Raw genomic sequence first — 17,629 nt, 5'->3', positions numbered from 1 at the left:
CTCCCATGCCGCGGCTGCCGGCGCGCGGGCGTGGCGGGTGCGGCTGGTCGCCGCTCAGCGCTTCACGCGCACGACGACGCTCTTCGTCGTCGTGCGCGAACGGCCGTCGGCCGTGACGAAGCGGATCTGCGCCTTGACCGTCGCTCTGCCGCCTCTGCCGGCGGCGAGCAGCGCGCGCGTCCGTCTGCTCGCTCTCAGCGTCACCGTCACCCTGCCGGCCTTGCGGACGCGGGCGCTGCTCGTGCTGAGCTTCAGCGCGCGCGTGCCGCCGCGCGGGGTCGCCGTCGCCGAGACCGTCAGGCGGCCGGCGGCGGGGGCGCGCAGCACGATCGCGAACCCGGCTCTGGTCGCCTTCAGCGAGAGGATGCTCGCGGCCGGCGCCGCCGTTCTCACCGGCGGCTTCGTGCCGGCGCCGCCGCCGGGCAGCGGCGCGGGCGGCGTCGGGAGGCCCGGCTGCGGACCGGGATCGCCGACCAGCGGCGGGCCGTCCGGCGGCGTCGTCGCGGCCGTCACCGTCACGCTCCGCGCGGCCTTCAGCGGCTGCGTGCCGCTCGCCGCGTCGGTCTCGACGGCGATCGTGACGGTGCCGGCGCGCAGGCCCGTCAGCTGCCGCGTGACGGGATCGAGCAGCGCGACCTTGCCGGCCGCGCGAGCCGCCGCCAGGGCGGTCCCGCCGCTGCCGATCGCCAGCTCGGCCGAGCCGTCCCAGCGCGGCGAGACCGGGTAGGCGAGCGGCACCGTGCGATCGCCCTGCGTCAGCGACGCGGCGAGCGGGATCGTCGCGTCGACGGCGACCTCGGCGGCCGCGTCGAGCACGACCGCGCTGCCGGACGGGCGCACGTCGGCGACGACGCCGTCGGGTGCGCCGGCGTCGACCGCGAGCCGCGTCCAGCCGGTGAAGCCGCCCGTCGCGGCGCTGCCGCGTGGGCTGCCGAGCGCGGGCAGACCCAGCTCGGCGACGCCGTCGGCGTGGCGCACGGCGGCGTTGCGGCCGCCGCCGGACAGCAGCACGACCGGCTTGTCGCTGCGCTGCGCGAAGCCGGCCAGCGCCTTCTCCAGCAGCGCCGTCTCGCGCGGGTCGGCCAGCTGGCGCGAGCCGTCGCCGAGCGGATCGGCCGCCGGGCGGTGGGTCGCGACGACGACGTTGTCGACGCCGCTGGCGGAGACCGCGCCGTCGAGCGCCGCGTCGAGCGCGTCGAGCTGGGCGACCGCGTCGCCGAGCAGCGTGCCGGCGGAGGAGTCGAGCAGCACGAAGCGCGTGCGCTTGTGGTCGAAGACCCGCCACGCCGGCCCGAAGGAGGCGTTGAAGGTGCTCGACAGCGTGCCGCCCTGACGATCGCCGTCGCCCGGCAGCACGACGCAGGAGACGCTGCCCGCGGAGGCCGTCGGCGGATCGATCGCCGCTGTCACGAGCTGGCAGCCGCCGCGTCTGAGCACGTCGCGCGCGGCCAGCGCCTGGCCGTCACCGCCGCTTTCAGTCACGCCGCTGACGAGCACGAAGTCGGGCGCGGTCGCGCGGATCCGCGCGAGCGCGGCGACGGTCGCGTCAGCCCGCTCGCCGGAGTCGGCGGCGATGTCGGGCGCGGCCAGCGCGGCGAAGCTCCACGCCGCCGGCGCGCCGCCGGCGGCGGCGACGAGGCGGTCGGCGACCGGCGCGGCGTCGATCGCCGGCGCTCTCGCCGAGCCGACGGTGACCGCCAGCTCGGCCTTCGCGTCGCCGACGCTGACGGCGACGACGGTCGCGCCGGCCGCTCTCGGCGTGATCCGCAGACGGCCGTCGCTGGCCGCCGTCACGGTCACGACCGCTCTGTCGTACGTGAAGGTCGTGTCGGCGGCGTCGAGCGGGGCGGTGAAGCCGTCGGCGTCGCGGCCGCTCAGCGTCACGTTCGCGGGCGAGCTGGAAGCGGTGCCGAAGGCGACCGAGCGCGAGGAGGGCTCGAGTGTGCGCGGCGCGTCGAGCACCGTCACGGCCGTGCTGCCGCTGGCGGCGCTGGCGGTCGCGGTGACCGTCAGCCTGCCGGAGCCGGCCGGCGCGCGCAGTCTGCCGTCGGTCGCGATCCTGCCGCCGCTGGCGCTCCAGGCAGGCGTCGCCGGCAACGTCGCCGGACCCCAGCCGGCATCGACCGCGGTCGCGACTCTGAAGCGCCGCTGGAGGCCCGCGAAGACGCGCGCGGGCGCGCCGGAGGAGCGGGCCGCGTCGCCGTCGGGGTCGAGCAGCAGCGTTCTCGCGGTGCCGTCGCCGGGCGCGATGAAGAGGCCGACGGAGTTCGCGTCGGTGCGCTCCTGGCCGTCGGAGGGGACGTTGCGGATCGCCAGCGACGAGGAGCCGGCGGGACGCGCGATCAGCTCGCTGGAGCCGCCGCCGTCGAGGTTCTGCGCGTTCCAGGCGCCGGCGTCGAGCAGCAGTCTGCCGAGCTCGCTCTGGAGCACGCCGGGGAAGCCGCTGCGGCGGCCGTCGACGACTGCCAGGTAGACGCGGCGCCCGTCTCTGTCGAAGCCGATCCCGGTGCGCGGGTTGGGGTTGAGCGGATCGCCGGCCTCGCTGCCGGCGGGCGACTGCAGGACGCCGTCGCGGACCAGCCGCGCGCCGCCGGAGACGGCGAACCGGACGTCGTCGCCGGCCGCGCTTGCGACCGCGTAGTCGAGCGTGACGGGGTCGCCGACCTGGAGCGTGTCGAGCGTCGTCGCGCCGCCCTCGCGGCCGACGAGGTAGAAGCCGTCGGAGGGGATCGCGCCGGAGCCGGGCGTGCCGCTGCTGACGGCGGTGACGACGCCGTTCTGCACGAGCACCTCGGCGGTGTCGCCGGCGCCGTTGGTGGCGCGCGCACGCGAGTAGGTGCCCCACAGCGGCGTGAAGGCGACGATCCCGCCGCTCGCCGCGCTGTGGCTGTTGACACCGCTCAACTGCGCGAGCGTCGAGCCGCCCGCTCTGACCGTGCCGCTGAATCTGAGCTGCGAGATCAGCGCTCTGCCGGCGCTCGTGACGATCGACGCGTCGCGGTTGAGCGCCTCCGGCGCGGCCGTCTTGCGCAGCGCGCCGGCGGCGACCTCGAAGCCGATCGAGGCGTACGAGTTGTTGATGTCGAAGAAGTCGGCGTTGACGCCGGCGATCGCGCCGACGTTGGCGAGCTGTCTGCTGAGCGCCATCCCCTGCGCGACGACCGGCGGGTGGCCGAGGTCGATTCTGACGCCGCTCTGCGCGAGGTCGGCGGTCAGCAGATAGGCGTCGACCCAGCCGCTCGCCTGCGGGTACTGCACGTGGCGGTAGGTCATGCCGGGACCGATCTGCTCGCTGCTGTCCAGCGACGGCAGGATCCCGGCCGCGGCCGGCGCCGCCGTCACCGCCGCCGCCGGGAAGGCGGCGAGCAGCGTGACGGCGACGACGGCGGTGCGGGTGCGGCGTGCGCTCATCGCTTGACCGTGAGCGACTTCGTCGTTCTGACGAGCTTGCCGGCGGCGTCTCTGGCGGAGACGACGACCTGCAGCTTCAGCTTGCGGGCCTTCTTCAGCGCCTTTCTGCCGGCTGCGTTGAGCTTCAGCGTCAGCGTCTTGCTGCCGCCGTCGCCGAGCGTCGCGCTGCCGCGGCCGACGAGCACCATCGCCGTCTTCCTGCCCACGCGCAGCTTCGCTCTCAGCTGGACCGTCGCGGTGGCCGTCGAGCCCTTCGCGACCGACAGCGTCACTCTGACGGCGCCGGCCTTCGCCGCGCTCGCCTTGACGGCGACCTTGCCGGTGCGGACCGGGCCGCTCGGCAGCGGGCTCGTCGGCTGCAGCACGTCGGGCGTTCTCGTGACCGGGGTCTGGCCGCCGGGCAGCGGCTGCTGACCGCCGGGCTGCTCGCCGCCGGGCTGCTCTCTGTTCGGCTCCTCGCCGCCCGGCTCCTGCGGCTGCTCGGGCGCGACGACGCTGACCGTCGCGCTGCCGGCGACCGGCTGCTCGGAGAGGTCGCCGTCGGCGGTCGCGGTGACCGTCACCTCGCCCTCGGCGAGACCGGTCAGCTCGCCGCTGGCGGGGTCCAGCAGCGCGACCTTGCCGGCCGCCTTCGCGTCGCGGAGCGCGGCCGCGCCGGAGCCGATCGCGAGGTTGGCCGAGCCCGACCAGCGGGGCGAGGCCGGGTAGCGCAGCGGCACCGTGCGCGAGCCCTGCTCGACGTCGGCGATGACGTCGACGGCCTCGTCGACCAGCACCTCGTCGGCGGCGTCGACCGCGACCTGCGAGGCGAACGGGCGGACGTCGGCGCCGATCGTGTCGAGGCCGGCGTCGGAGGCCTCGGTGTCGACGGTGAAGCGGGTCCAGCCGCTGAAGCCGCCGGCCGCGACGTCGCCGCGCGGCTCGCCGGCGACGGTCGGCAGGCCGAACTCGGCGACGCCCTCGTCACGACGGACGCTCGCGATCCGCGACTCGCCGTCGATCAGCGTCACGCCCTTGTGCGAGCGGTCGTGGAAGCCGCGCAGCAGGGTGCGCAGCAGCGCGACCTCGTTGGCGTCGGTGAGCGCGCGGCTGGTGTCGCCGAGCGGGTCGGTCGTCGGGCGCGTCGTCAGCACGACGACGGCGTGGATCGAGCTGTCGGTCTCGGCCCCGTCGAGCGCGGTCGCGAGCGCGCGCAGCTGGGCGCTCGTGGCGCGCAGCTGGGTCGCGGAGGAGTCGAGCAGGACGAAGCGGACGCCGCGGTGGTCGAAGCCGCGCCAGGCCGCCCCGAAGCCGGCGCCCCACTCGCTCAGCGAGCCGCCGACGCGGTCGGCGATGCCGGCCGTCGCGACGCACGGGACGGTGCCGCCGCTCGGCGCGCCGGCCGGGACCGACTCGCCGTCGCCGATCACGTCGCAGCCGGCGGCCTCCAGCGCGCTGCGCGCGGCGGCGGCCTGGCCGCTGGCGCCCGCGGTCACGCCGGACAGCAGCACGAGGTCGGCGCCCGCGGCGCGGGCGGCCTTGACGGCGCGCGTCGCGGCCTGCGCGCCCGCGTCGCCGCCGGCGGCGATGCCGCTGTTGGCGAGCGCGGCGAAGCTCCACTGCTGCAGCGTCGCGTTGCCGTCGGTCGCGACCATCCGGTCGGGCAGCTCGGCCGGCGGGATCACCGTCGGCAGCTCGCCCGAGCCGACCAGCAGCGCGACGCTGACGGCGGCGTCGCCGAGCTTCGCCCACAGGACGGTCGAGCCGGTCGCCTTCGGCGTGATCTTCAGGCGGCCGTCGGACTGGACCGCGACGTCGACGATCGCTCTGTCGTAGTCGAGCGCCGTCGTGGCGGCGTCGACCGGGGCGCCGTAGCCCTCGGCGTCGCGGCCGGTCAGCGACACGAAGGTCGGGTCCGAGGAGGTGCCGATGAAGGAGTAGCTCGCCTGCGAGGCGGTGATCCGCTGCAGCTTCGGCAGCACCTTGATCGTCGCGCTGCCGCTGACGCCGCTGCCGGCGCTCGCGCTCAGCGTCACGTCGCCGCCGTCGGCGGGCGCGGTGAAGACGCCGCTGGCGTCGACGCTGCCGGCCGAGGCCGACCAGCTGACCTGCGTGCTCAGCGTCGCCGGGCCCCAGCCGGCGTCGAGCGGGGTCGCCGTCAGCGGCAGGCGGCCGCCGGCGAAGACGCGCGGCCGCGCGCTGCCGGCCGGTCTGATCAGGAGGTTTCTGGCGGTGCCGTCGCCGCTCGCGGTGAAGACGCCGACCGCGCCGTTCTCGTTGCGCTCGCTGCCGGTGCGGACGGTGACGTTGGCGGCGCCGGCGGTGCGGGCCGAGAGGGTCGTCGAGCCGCCGCCGCCGAGGTTGACGGCGCTGGCCGCTCCGAGCGACTGCATGAAGACGCCGAGGTCGGGCAGGTTCGCGGTGCGGACGGCGGCGAGGTAGGCCGTTCTGCCGTCGGCGGAGAAGCCGACCGAGGTGCGGTTGGCGGCGCCGGCGCCGTCGTCGGCGGCGGTCACGACGCCGTTGCGGACGAGCGGCGCGTTCGAGTTGTGGGCGCCGAGCGCGAAGTCGAAGTCGGGCGTGAGGCCGTCGGCGTTTCTGAGCGCGTAGGTCAGCTCGACGCTGTCGCCGACCTGGAACTGCTGCAGCGCGGTGCCGCCGGCCTCGCGGCCGACGAGGTAGAACTCGCCCGCGGCGACGGCGCCCGTGCCGGGCGTGCCGCTGGTGACGCTGATCACCCTGCCGTCGCTGCCGACGCGCACCTCGACCGGGTTGGAGCCGCCGAGGCGGTTGCGCGTGGCGGCGCCCCAGTGGTCGGTGAAGACGGCGACGTCGTCGGAGGTGTAGCCGTTGTGCTGATTGACGGCGTCGAGTCTGAGCGACGTTCTCGCGCTGGTCGCGTCGGTGCGCGTGACCGTGCCGCCGAAGGTGAGCAGGTCGAGCAGGCCGAGGCCGGCTCTGCTGACGCCGATCGTCGGCCAGGCGCGCGTCTCGCTGGGCGGGCCGGAGGTCGTCAGCGCGCCGCCGAGGATCTGCGCGTGGTTGGGCGCGAAGGTGTTGCCGTTGTCGTACGCGTCGCCGTTGACGGCGCCGATCGCGCCGGCGCTTCTGGCGAGCGCGCTCGGCGCGGTGCTGATGCCGGAGACCGAGAAGGTCGTCGTCGGCTGCGTCAGGAAGCCGAGCCGCGCGCCGCCGCTGCCCATTCTCACCTCGAGCACGTCGGCGGAGACGAAGCCGGCCGAGGTCAGCGGTCTGAGCGTGCGCAGGACGATGCCCGGCGCGAGCTGCTCGGTCGTCTCGGACGCGCTCAGCGGGGTCGCGAGCGCGGACGGCGCCGCCGTCAGCGCGACGAGTCCGAACGAGACGGTCCCGATGACCAGTCCACGGGCACGACGAGGCGCCCGTGCGAATGCGAACGGGCGGTGAGGCCGGGCCTCTGCCATTTGGTGTTGCTCCTTAATTCATTCGACCCCCGACGGGTGAAGGATGCGGAGTATCGACACGGCAGTGACTGTGTCTGTGAAGGAGGCGTTACCGAATCGGAATCGTTCAGTCACAACTGTGTTCAAAGTGAGATCACTTGGTGAATGCACTCTCTCGCTGATCAACGCCGTTCGGGTGGACTGCGGGATCGGTCAGGGACCTCCCCGATGCCCGCGGCTGCTCGCGCCGGGACGATCGATCCATGACGCCAAACCACAGACCGCGCCGCCTTGCGCGGACCACCGCGCTGCTGGCCGGCGCCGCCGTGCTCGCGCTGTCGGCGACGGCCGTCGCCGACTCGATCGTCTACGTCGACCAGGGCAACGTCTGGTCGGGCCGGCCCGACGGCAGCGGCCGCGTGCAGCTGACCGACGGCGGCAGCTGGCACTCGCCGACGCAGGCCGACGACGGCACGATCGCCGCCGTCCAGGGGACCGGCCCGATCGTCGTGATGGCGCGCGACGGCCAGCCGCTGCGGACGATCGCGACCCCGTCCGCGAAGACCGCCAACGGCGGCACCTTCGCGGCGCGCCCGGTGCAGCTGTCGTTCTCGCCCGACGGCAGCAAGATCGCCTACGCCTACGTCGCCGACTCCTGCCCGCCCGGCGTCAGCTGCTCGCTGCAGCGGTCGACCTTCTACACGCGCGCGGACGTCACCGAGGCGACGCCGATCGACGACTGGGGCAACCAGTTCAGCGTCTCCGACCCCGAGTGGGTCACGAACGAGCGGACGCTCGTCTTCGGCGGCTTCGGCAGCCAGATCTCGATCGACGACCTCGGCCCCGGCGACTACTCGCAGGTGCCGTGGGTGACGCCGAACGAGGACATGGGCGACGGCGAGGTCTCGCGCGACGGTAAGCGGCTCGCGGCGACCTTCTCCTACGGCACGAACAAGACGATCGCGCTGTTCGCCGTCAACGGCGACGTGCGCACCCAGCTGCCGCCGCCGCAGCCGTCGCTCGCCTGCGAGATCACGCCGGCCGACGAGCGCTACGGCGACCCGAGCTGGTCGCCCGACGGCAGCGGCCTCGCGGCCGAGACGAGCAACGGCATCGAGCTGCTGCGCTTCGCCGCCTTCGGGCCCGACCTGTGCCAGACGACCGGCGAATCGGTCGTCTTCGCTGCCGGCGGCAGCGAGCCCGACTGGGGCCCGGCCGATCCGGCGGCAGCGCGCTGGGTCGCACCGCCGAGAGAGGTCCCGAGAGAGACGCCCAGAGAGACGCCGAGAGTCACGCCGAGAGCGAGAGACGACGGCAGAGGCGGGAGCACGAGAGCGACGATCCGCCTCGCCGCGACCCCGCGCCCGACCGTCGCCGCGCTGCGCAGAGGCCTCGCGATCAAGGTCCGCAGCTCGACCGCCGGCAGCGTCGCCGTGACGCTGACGCTCGGCAGGAGGACCGTCGCCCACGGCAGCGCGAGAGCGCGCAGAGCCGGCGTCGTGACGGTCAGGCTCGGCAAGCTCGGCGCCCGTGCCGCCGGCAGGCTGCGCGGCAGAAGGCTGACGCTGACGGTGCGCGCCGGCAAGGCCAGCGCGCGTACCACCGTCAAGGTGCGCTGAGGCGCGCGCGGCCGCTCAGGAGAGCGTCGCCTCGGCGCCGAGCGCGACGTCGATCTCGACCGCCTGCGCGACGCCGGCGATGACCGCCGCGACGCGCAGCGCGTCGAAGATCTGCTCGCGCGCGACGCCGGCCTCGCGCAGCACCGCCTCGTGCGACTCGAGGCAGGCGCCGCAGCCGTTGATCGAGGAGACCGCCAGCGACCACAGCTCGAAGTCGGCTCTGTCGACGCCCGGCTTGCCGATGATCTGCATCCGCAGCGAGGCGCGCAGGTCGTCGTAGGCGCCGTGCAGCAGGTGCTTGGCGCGGTAGAAGACGTTGTTCATGCCCATGATCGAGGCGGCGCCCAGCGCCGCCTCGTAGGCCTCGTCGGTGAGGTGCTCCTGCGCCTCCTCGGCCAGCTCGCGCAGCGTCCGCTGCGAGCGCGTCGCGGCGGCGCAGGCGAGCACCGTGCCCCACAGCTGCTGCTCGCTCATCGAGCTGCTGGAGGTGACGGAGCCGAGGTTGAGCTTGAGGTCCTTGGCGTACGGCGGCAGCGCGCCGCGCAGCGTCTCGAGCGCCATGCTCAGGCGGCGCCGGCCATCAGCGCGCCGGCGTCGATCGTCGCCTCGCCCTTCTTCCAGTTGCAGGCGCACAGCTCGTCGCTCTGGAGCGCGTCGAGCACGCGCAGCACCTCGTCGACGTTGCGGCCGACCGAGCCGGCCGTGACCATCGCGAACTGGATCTCGTTGTTCGGGTCGATCAGGAAGGTCGCGCGGTCGGCGACGCCCTCGCCGTTGAGGATCCCCAGCTGCGCGACCAGCTCGCGCTTGAGGTCCGACGCCATCGGGATCGGCAGGTCGAGCAGGTCCTCGTGGTCGCGGCGCCACGCGTAGTGGACGAACTCGGAGTCGGTCGAGACGCCGAGCACGTCGGTGTCGCGGTCGTCGAACTCCTCCGCGAGGCGGCCGAAGGCGGCGATCTCGGTCGGGCAGACGAAGGTGAAGTCCTTCGGCCAGAAGAAGACGACGCGCCAGCGGTCCTCGCCGGTCGCGCTGCTGCTGACGGTCGTGAAGTAGTCCTCCGGCTGCTTCGCGTCGACGCCGCCGAGGTCGCCGGGGATGACAGCGGTCAGCTCGTACGCGGGGAACTGGTCACCGATCGTCAGCATGTGAGTCTCCAACTGGTCTCGTGAAACAAGGGAACGCATCCGTCGGGAAAGCCTCACCGACGAAGGGCGGGAACGGTATGTGGGGAACTGCGGAAGACGAAATCGCCTCCGCCGTCGTAGGGTGATCGGGATGTCCGATCAGGTCGCCCCTCCTGCCCGTCGTAGCGGGCGATCGACCCCGACGCTGGCGCAGCTTCGCGCCTTCGTCGCGCTCTGTGAGATGCGTCACTTCGGTGCCGCCGCGAGACGGCTCGGGATCGGCCAGTCGACCCTCTCGGAGGCGTTCGCGGCGCTGGAGGCGAGCGTCGGCGCGCGGCTGGTCGAGCGCGGCCCGCGGCGGATCGTCGTGACGCCCGAGGGGCGCCGCCTGCTCGCGCACGCGCAGGCCGCCGTCACCGCCGCCGACGCCTTCGAGATCGCCGCCAGCGGCCTCGGCGGGCTGCTCGCCGGCCCGCTGCGGCTCGGCCTCATACCGACCGTCGCCCCCTACCTGCTGCCGGCCCTGCTCGCGCGCCTCGGCGACGAGGCGCCGGAGCTGGAGCTGCACGTGCGCGAGGACCAGACCGAGACGCTGCTCGGCGCGCTGCGCGGCGGCGACCTCGACGCGGCGGTGCTGGCGCTGCCGCTCGCCGAGGAGGGGCTCGGCGAGCTGGCGCTGTACGACGAGGAGTTCGTCGTGGTCGTGCCGGCCGGCCACCCGTGGGCCGGCAGAGCCGACCTCGCGCCGGAGGCGGTCGGCAGCGCCGGCCTGCTGCTGCTGGAGCCCGGCCACTGCCTGCGCGACCAGACGCTCGCGCTCTGCGGCGCGGGAACGCCCGAGGAGGAGCGCGCCGTCTCGCTGCCGACGATCGTCCAGCTCGTCGCCGGCGGACTCGGCATCACCGTGCTGCCGGCGAGCGCGCAGCGGGTCGAGACGCGCCGCACGCGCGTCGCGACCGCCCGCTTCGCCGGCGAGCCGCCGCCCGGCCGCCGGATCGGCCTCGTCTTCCGCGCCGGCGGAACCGCTCGCGCGCAGGAGTGGGAGCGGCTGGCGGGCATGATCCGCGCCGCCGTCAGACGCGCGCGGCTGCCGGTCCGCGTCGCCGCCTGAGCCGATCCCCGTGAAGTTTCGGGTCTGTGGGACCAGTTACTTCACGGGGTTCATGCCGCGCATCCGCTCACCCGCCGCGGATGAGGCGCGCTCACCCGGCGGGTGAGGAGCATCGCGCCCGATGACGAGCGATCGGGAGGTGCAGGAATGAGCGACGTCCCCGCAGACGCGCCGCTGCCGCGCGCGGTGACGGCGCCGGTCGGCGCGGTCTCGATTCCGAGACGGCAGTGGATCTCGTGGCTGGCGCTGGCGTTCATGACGACCGGCTCGGTCGCGAGCCTGCGCAGCGCGCCGACGATGGCGGTCTACGGCCTCGCCTGCGTCTTCCTCTACGTCGTCCCCGCGATCCTCTTCCTGCTGCCGCAGGCGCTCGTCGCGGCCGAGCTGGCCTCCGGCTGGTCCGGCGGCGTCTACCGCTGGGTCAGCGAGGGCCTGTCCGGTCCGATGGGCCTGCTCGCGGTCTGGTGCCAGTTCGCGATGACGATCTTCTACTACCCGACGCTGCTCGCCTACGTCGCCAGCACGCTCGCGTACGTGATCGACCCGAGCCTCGCCTCCTCCGGCGTCTGGACCGGCGCGATCATCGTGATCGTCTTCTGGTCGGGCGTCTTCGTCTCCGCCCGCGGCATGGACGAGATCGCCAAGCTCGCCTCCAGCGGCCTCGTCATCGGCACGCTGATCCCGGGCGTGCTGCTCGTCGCGATGGGCGTCGTCTACCTGTTCCAGGGCAACGCCTCCTCGGCGCCGATGGACGCCGGCCACCTGCTGCCGGCGTGGACCGGCATCGCCAGCCTCGTGCTGATCGTCAACAACTTCCTCTCCTACTCGGGGATGGAGATGAACGCCGTCCACGTCTCCGACCTGAGAGAGCCGGGCAGCGAGTTCCCGCGTGCGATGTTCCTCGCGATCGGGCTCGTGCTGCTGATCTTCATCCTGCCGGCGCTCGCCGTCTCCTGGGTCGTCCCCTCCGACAGCGTCTCGCTGACGGCCGGGATCATGCAGGCGTTCAGCGAGTTCTTCGGCCACTTCGGCGTCTCGTTCCTCGTCCCGGTGATCGCGATCGCGCTCGTCTGCGCGGCGACCGGCGGCATGCTCGGCTGGCTCGCCGGCCCGTCGAAGGGGCTGCTGCTGATCGGCAAGCAGAACGGCTACCTGCCGCCGTTCTTCCAGAGACTCAACAGACAGGGCATCCAGGTCAACATCCTCGTGACGCAGGGCGCCGTCACGACCGTGATCGCGCTGCTGTACGCGTTCATCCCGAACGTCTCCAGCGCCTACTGGATCCTGTCGGTGATGACGACGCAGGTCTACCTGATCGTCTACCTGCTGATGTTCGTCGCGGCGATACGGCTGCGACGCGACCAGCCCGACCACCCGCGCGGCTACCGCGCGCCGATGCTGCCGCTGCTGTGCGTCGTCGGCTTCCTCTCCTCGATCGCCGCCTTCGCGATCGGCTTCGTGCCGCCGTCGCAGTTCGCCGACGGCAGCACGGTGGCGTACATCCTGCTGATCGTGCTCGGCATCGGCCTGATCGGGCTGCTGCCGCCGCTGCTGCTCTACCGGCTGCGAAGACCGCACTGGAAGACCGAGGAGGCGCCGGCATGAGAGCCCACCGGATCGTCATCGTCGGCGTCCTCGGCGTGCTGCTCGTGATCGGGCTGATCAGCTACGGCTACGAGCACTCCGACGCGCGCGCGGACAAGAAGGCCGAGGAGCTGATCACGAAGCTGGAGACGGCCGGCCTGCCGGCGCCGGCCTCGAAGAAGACGATCACGCGCGTGCTGGGCGACGACGGCGGCGCCGTCTGCGACGACCCGGGCGCGGCGCTGAAGAAGGCGCAGCTCGACGCGCAGCTCGTCAACGGCGCCAGCTTCGTCGGCCAGCGGCCGATCCGCGCCTCGACGAACCTGATCCGCGGCGGGCTGATCGTGCTGAGCGTCTACTGCCCCGACAGGCTCGACGACGTCGCGGACAAGATCGGCGACTACACGTCCGACGCCACCGACAAGGAGTAGACCGATGGCCGCCACCGACGCCACCGCCCTCCGCGCGACCGTCAGCTCGCTGATGGGCCGCGCCCGCAGCGACCTCGCCGAGCTGGTCTCGTTCCGCTCCGTCGCCGACGCGAAGATCGAGCCGCCGGAGGAGTGCGAGAAGGCCGCCCAGTGGGTGATCGACGCCTTCGCCGAGGCCGGCCTGCAGGACGTCACCGCGTCCGCGACGCCGGACGGCAGCAAGGCCGTCCACGGTCACGCGCCGGGCCCGCCCGGCAGCCCGACGGTGCTGCTCTACTGCCACTACGACGTGCAGCCGCCGCTCGGCGAGGCGGCCTGGAGATCGCCGATCTGGGAGCTGACCGAGCGCGACGGGCGCTGGTACGGCCGCGGCGCCGCCGACTGCAAGGGCAACATCGTGATGCACCTGACGGCCCTGCGCGCGCTGCAGCAGCACGGCGGCCTGCCGTGCAACGTGAAGCTGATCTGCGAGGGCTCGGAGGAGCAGGGGACCGGCGGCCTGGAGGCGTTCGTGCCGCCCAACGCCGCGCTGCTGAAGGCCGACACGATCCTCGTCGTGGACACCGGCAACTTCGCCGTCGGCGTGCCGACGCTGACGACGACGCTGCGCGGCATGACGAGCGTCGACGTGACGCTGACCGCGCTCTCCAGCGCGATGCACTCGGGCATGTTCGGCGGCCCCGCGCCCGACCCGGTGCTCGGCCTGATCCAGCTGCTCGCGACGCTCCACGACGGCGACGGCAACACGACGATCGAGGGCCTCGACGCGAGCGGCAGCTGGAGCGGCGTCGACTACCCGCCGGCCCAGTTCCGCGCCGACGCGAACGTGCTCGACGGCGTCGAGCTGATGGGCGACGGGTCGGTCGCCGACATGCTGTGGGCGCGCCCGTCGGCGACCGTGCTCGGGATCGACGTGCCGCCGGTGATCGGCTCCTCGGCGGCGATACAGGCGAGCGCCGCCGCGCGCGTCAGCCTGCGGATCCCGCCGGGCGTGAACGGCCAGAGCGCGCAGGACGCGCTCGTCGCGCACCTGCGGGCGAAGACCCCGTGGGGGCTGAAGTGCGAGATCGCGCGCGTCGCCGTCGGCGACCCGTTCGTCGGCTCGCTCGACGGCCCGGCGTTCGAGGCGATGAAGGTCGCGATGGAGGAGGCGTTCGGCCACGCGATGACGACCGAGGGCCAGGGCGGCTCGATCCCGCTCTGCAACGTCTTCGCCGAGACCTTCCCCGACGCCGAGATCATGCTGCTCGGGGTCGAGGAGCCGAAGTGCCTGATCCACGCGCCGAACGAGAGCGTCGACCCGCGCGAGATCGAGCACACGGCGCTGGCGGAGGCGCTCTTCCTGCAGCGCTACGCAGCGAGCGCCGCGGCGTCGTGAACGACGGCGCGGCGCTCGTCGTGCGCTAGCGGCGGATCGTGATCCGCAGCGTCTTCGTCGCCGGCTTGCCGCCGGACAGCGTCGTCTTGACGGCGACCGTCGCCGTCACCTGCCGCTTGCTCTTCAGCGCCAGCTTCAGCTTGCGCACGGCCGCTCTGCCGGCCTTCAGCCGCAGGCTCACCGTCGCCGCCTTGGTGGTGCTGCGCGAGGCGCGCGCGAGCGCCGTCGCCCGCTTCGCTCGCGGCAGCTTCGCCGACAGCGTCAGCGCCAGCTTCGCCCGCTGCGGGACGGTCACCTTCACGAGCAGGCCCGTGCCGCTGAGGCCCTTCAGCCGCACCGACTTCGCCGCCTCGACCGTCACCTTCGTCGACGGTCTTCTCGCCGGCGGGGTGACGACCGGCGGTCTCGGATCGACCGGCGGGGGCGTCACGACCGGCGTGCGCAGGTCGACGCTCGCACGGCCGAACGGCACCAGCGAGACCGGCCCGAGCAGGCCGACGCGCATCGACGTGTACGGCATCGCGATGCCCGGCACGGCGTTGCGCAGGGTCGTCGCGACGCGCACCGTCAGCTCGTTGGCGCCCGGCTTCAGCAGCGGCGAGACGTCCCAGCGGCGACCGGGGACCGAGTCGGGCGCGACCGCTCTGCCGTTGAGCGCGATCCGCACCGAGCCGGAGACGGCGCCGAGGTCGAGGTAGGCGCCGCGGTCGGCGGCGGTCCAGTCGGCCGGCAGCTCCAGCGTCGTCGTGTAGGTGCCGACGCCGACCGTTCTGGCCAGGCCCGGCAGCTCGCGCCAGTCCTTCAGCGCGTCGAGCTGGAGGTCGACCGGCGCCGCCGGCATGGCGGCCTCCGGGGCGACGTGCAGTCTCCAGCTCGTCGGCGAGATCGCGCCCGGCAGCGCCGGGATCGTCGCCGCGCGGGTGGAGCCGTCGGCGACGGTCACGCTGCGGGCGCCGGCGCTCGTGTCGCGCAGCTCGACCGTGTTCGCGTCGTTGCCGGCGACCAGCTCGCCGCCGCTGGCGGAGACCGCGTGCAGCGCGGGCGCCGCCTCGCCCTTGCGGAAGGCGATCACGGTCGTGCCGAGCGCGGGCACCTTCAGCGGGATCGTCGTGCGGCCGCCGGCCTGCGCGAACGCGGCGACCGGGTCGATCGCGCCCGTCCACAGGTCGAGCGCGTACGGCCGCCCGCCGCTGGCGAACGAGCCGTCGACCGCGATCGCCTCGTCGGTCGCGTTGTAGAGGTAGTAGTAGTCGGTCGTCTTCGTCTCGCGGTGCTGCGTCAGCAGCTGCGCCGGCGCCGCCCACTTCGCGTCCGGCGTCACGCCGAGCCGCTCCAGCGCGCCGGCCGCCTCCGCCTGCGTGCCGACGCGCGCGACCTTCGGCGCGTCGAGCAGGCGCGTGATCGCGGCCCGCACGCGCGTGTCGCCGCGGGTCGCGTTCTTGTAGCTCGTGTCGGCGTTCGGCAGGTCGCCGACGAGCACGACCGCGAGGCCCTGCTCGGCCTCGACCGCGAGCCGCTCCGCGACCGCGGCCGGCAGCGACCGCTCGTCGACGACGATCGCCTTGTAGCGCGGGCCGCGCGGGTAGAGCACGGCGGTGCCGGCCCTCGCCTCGCTAGCGCTCGCCGACGGTGCCCCGTCGGGGTCGAGCACGCCGTTGGGATCGAGGAACTCGACCGCGTAGCCGGCTCTCTCCAGGTTCTCGGAGTCGAACAGCGGTCTCATCACGGGCTGGTTGCCGAGGCCCTGGGCCGCCGTCGTGACGAAGCCGTCGCGGTAGAGGGCGACGTCGGCGCGGGCGGTGCCGGCCTCCAGCACGCTGGTGCCGCGCGCCCAGTAGTCGGTCAGCGGTCTCCAGTCGCCCCACTGCGGGAAGGTCGTGCTGTTCCACGAGTCGGAGACGTAGTCGGCGAAAGTGTTGTCGCCGGGCCAGCTCGCGGTCGCCGACTGGTACGTGTAGCCGTGGACGGTCGCGCGCGTCGTGCCGGCGGCCCACTCCTTGTCGAGGATCCCCTTGTAGTCGCCGAGGTTCATCTGGTACGCGTAGCCGAAGACCGCGCCCAGCTCGGAGGAGACCTCGTTCAGCCCGCCCTGGTGGGCGCCGCCCGTGACCGAGCGATGGTGGTCGAGCGCGAACCGCCAGGCGCTTCTGTTGCCGGTCTGGTCGTAGGGGACGTTGTCGCCGGCGTTGAGCGACTCGTCGTCGGGCAGGCCGCCCATCTGCGCCAGCTCGCGCGCCGAGCGCGTCACGTCGAGGTCCTGGCCGAAGGCCGCCTGAGTGCGGAACTTGACGCCGTGGGCGCTCGCCCAGTCCTGGAACGGCTGCAGGTGCTCCTCGACGTAGAGGTCGGTGAGCGTCTCGTAGTAGTCGTGGCGGATCCGCTCGCCGTCGCCGCCGGGCAGGTCGAAGTCGGCGACCGGCGCGTCCTGCGGGACCCAGTACTTGTTCATCCCCTGTTGGAAGAAGAGCGGCAGCAGCCGTCTCAGCGCGTAGCCGCGCCGTCTTTCGAACTGGTCGGCCATCTCGTCGTTCCAGTAGAGGCCCTCGGCGTTGATCTCCAGCGAGTCCTCGAAGAACGAGCCGCCGTGGTCGCGCAGCAGCCTCGAGGCGGCGGTCGTGAACTGGTTGTCGTCGACGTAGCGGCCGGCGGCGTCGACGGCCGCGTCGTTGAAGTGGTCGATCACGCCCTGTCTGGCGTCGCGCTGCCAGAAGCCGAAGACGATCCAGCTGCCGTCGTCGGGCGCCGTCCAGCTGAGGTCGCCGGACGGGTCGACGTCGGCGGTCAGGTCGATCAGCGAGGTCGGGTCGAGCACGGTGCTTCTCGACGGCGCCTCGTCGACTCTCGTGACCGCCGGGCCGGCGTCGAGCACCTTCGCGGCGGTGACGGCGAACAGTCTCGCGCCGCGGCTGTTGGCGGCGTCGTCGTAGGGGGCCGGGACCGGGCCCTCGAAGCTGTCGCCGCCGTCGAGCGCGGCGCGGCCGTACTGCAGCTCCTGCAGGGAGAGGCCGGAGCCGGGCGCGGTGTTCGGCGTTCTGACCGGCCAGGCGGCGCCGATCGTCATGTCGACGTGCATGCCGCGGTCGCGCGCCTCTTCGAGCGCCGCCTCGAGGTTGTCGCGCTGCTCGGCGTTGGCCCACTTGCCGGGGCCGAAGGCGATCTCGAACGAGCCGAAGCCGGCCTCGTCCATCGCCGCGATCTCTCTGCGCGTCTCGGCCGTGGTGAGCGCGCCGCCGCCGCCGAAGAAGAGCGAGCCCCACCACCAGCGCATCTGCGGGCGAACCGCGTTGCCGGGCGACTGGAACTGCTGCGGCTGCGCGAGCGGGTCAAGCGGCGCCTGCGGGCCGGCTGCGAGCGCGGGGGCGCTTGCCGCCGTCGCCGCACCGAGCGCGGTCGCGGTCGCCAGCACGACGGCCAGGACCGGCCGCCGCGGCGGGATCCATCTGCTCATCTGTTCTCTCCTCCTGCGAAGCGAAGCGCGCATCAACGCGCACGTTCAACCGAATACGAACACGGTTCTACGCGGCCTGTGCATGCTTCGCATCAGGGGCGCCGGGCCGTCGCGTAAGG

Annotated in this window: 10 protein-coding genes; 5 read left to right on the top strand and 5 right to left on the bottom strand. The window is 73.6% G+C overall.

The window, feature by feature from the left end; genetic code table 11:
- Nucleotides 1–54: 54 nt before the first annotated feature.
- Both Q7L73_RS12015 and Q7L73_RS12010 read right to left on the bottom strand, forming a co-directional pair.
- Complete coding sequence (locus tag Q7L73_RS12015; RefSeq protein WP_304691946.1) at nucleotides 55–3,411, bottom strand: phosphodiester glycosidase family protein; 3,357 nt, start codon at nucleotides 3,409–3,411, stop codon at nucleotides 55–57.
- Complete coding sequence (locus Q7L73_RS12010; protein WP_304691945.1) at nucleotides 3,408–6,833, bottom strand: phosphodiester glycosidase family protein; 3,426 nt, start codon at nucleotides 6,831–6,833, stop codon at nucleotides 3,408–3,410. The genes Q7L73_RS12015 and Q7L73_RS12010 overlap by 4 nt, the downstream gene beginning before the upstream one ends.
- A 242-nt stretch (nucleotides 6,834–7,075) precedes the next feature.
- Here Q7L73_RS12010 and Q7L73_RS12005 point away from each other — a divergent pair, with 242 nt between their 5' ends.
- Complete coding sequence (locus Q7L73_RS12005) at nucleotides 7,076–8,431, top strand: hypothetical protein (RefSeq protein WP_304691944.1); 1,356 nt, start codon at nucleotides 7,076–7,078, stop codon at nucleotides 8,429–8,431.
- 15 nt (nucleotides 8,432–8,446) lie between these two features.
- Here the strand turns inward: Q7L73_RS12005 and Q7L73_RS12000 are convergent, their stop codons facing one another.
- On the bottom strand, nucleotides 8,447–8,992 hold the full coding sequence (locus Q7L73_RS12000; RefSeq protein WP_304691943.1) for a carboxymuconolactone decarboxylase family protein: 546 nt from the start codon (nucleotides 8,990–8,992) through the stop codon (nucleotides 8,447–8,449).
- A gap of 2 nt (nucleotides 8,993–8,994) precedes the next feature.
- The gene (locus Q7L73_RS11995; RefSeq protein ID WP_304691942.1) at nucleotides 8,995–9,579 is read right to left on the bottom strand and encodes a peroxiredoxin; all 585 of its coding nucleotides are present in this window, start codon (nucleotides 9,577–9,579) and stop codon (nucleotides 8,995–8,997) included.
- 130 nt (nucleotides 9,580–9,709) lie between these two features.
- On the opposite strand from Q7L73_RS11995, the gene Q7L73_RS11990 reads away from it, so the two are divergent.
- The 4 genes from Q7L73_RS11990 to Q7L73_RS11975 all read left to right on the top strand — a co-directional run bounded on the left by Q7L73_RS11990 (nucleotide 9,710) and on the right by Q7L73_RS11975 (nucleotide 14,062).
- On the top strand, nucleotides 9,710–10,669 hold the full coding sequence (locus Q7L73_RS11990) for a hydrogen peroxide-inducible genes activator (RefSeq protein ID WP_304691941.1): 960 nt from the start codon (nucleotides 9,710–9,712) through the stop codon (nucleotides 10,667–10,669).
- A gap of 147 nt (nucleotides 10,670–10,816) precedes the next feature.
- Nucleotides 10,817–12,274 (top strand): APC family permease, encoded by a 1,458-nt coding sequence (locus tag Q7L73_RS11985; RefSeq protein WP_304691940.1) that lies wholly within the window; start codon nucleotides 10,817–10,819, stop codon nucleotides 12,272–12,274.
- Nucleotides 12,271–12,684 (top strand): hypothetical protein, encoded by a 414-nt coding sequence (locus tag Q7L73_RS11980; protein ID WP_304691939.1) that lies wholly within the window; start codon nucleotides 12,271–12,273, stop codon nucleotides 12,682–12,684. The genes Q7L73_RS11985 and Q7L73_RS11980 overlap by 4 nt, the downstream gene beginning before the upstream one ends.
- Before the next feature lie 4 nt (nucleotides 12,685–12,688).
- Entirely contained in the window at nucleotides 12,689–14,062 is a 1,374-nt protein-coding gene (locus Q7L73_RS11975) for a dipeptidase (protein ID WP_304691938.1), read from the top strand.
- A gap of 25 nt (nucleotides 14,063–14,087) precedes the next feature.
- Here Q7L73_RS11975 and Q7L73_RS11970 read toward each other — a convergent pair whose 3' ends face one another.
- The gene (locus Q7L73_RS11970) at nucleotides 14,088–17,510 is read right to left on the bottom strand and encodes a glycosyl hydrolase (protein WP_304691937.1); all 3,423 of its coding nucleotides are present in this window, start codon (nucleotides 17,508–17,510) and stop codon (nucleotides 14,088–14,090) included.
- Nucleotides 17,511–17,629 lie beyond the last annotated feature (119 nt).

Origin of the sequence: Conexibacter sp. CPCC 205762, from assembly GCF_030646155.1 — a bacterium.
Lineage (GTDB): Bacteria > Actinomycetota > Thermoleophilia > Solirubrobacterales > Solirubrobacteraceae > Conexibacter.
The sequence above is the reverse complement of the archived record's forward strand: the minus strand, read 5'-3'. Positions and strand labels throughout refer to the sequence as shown.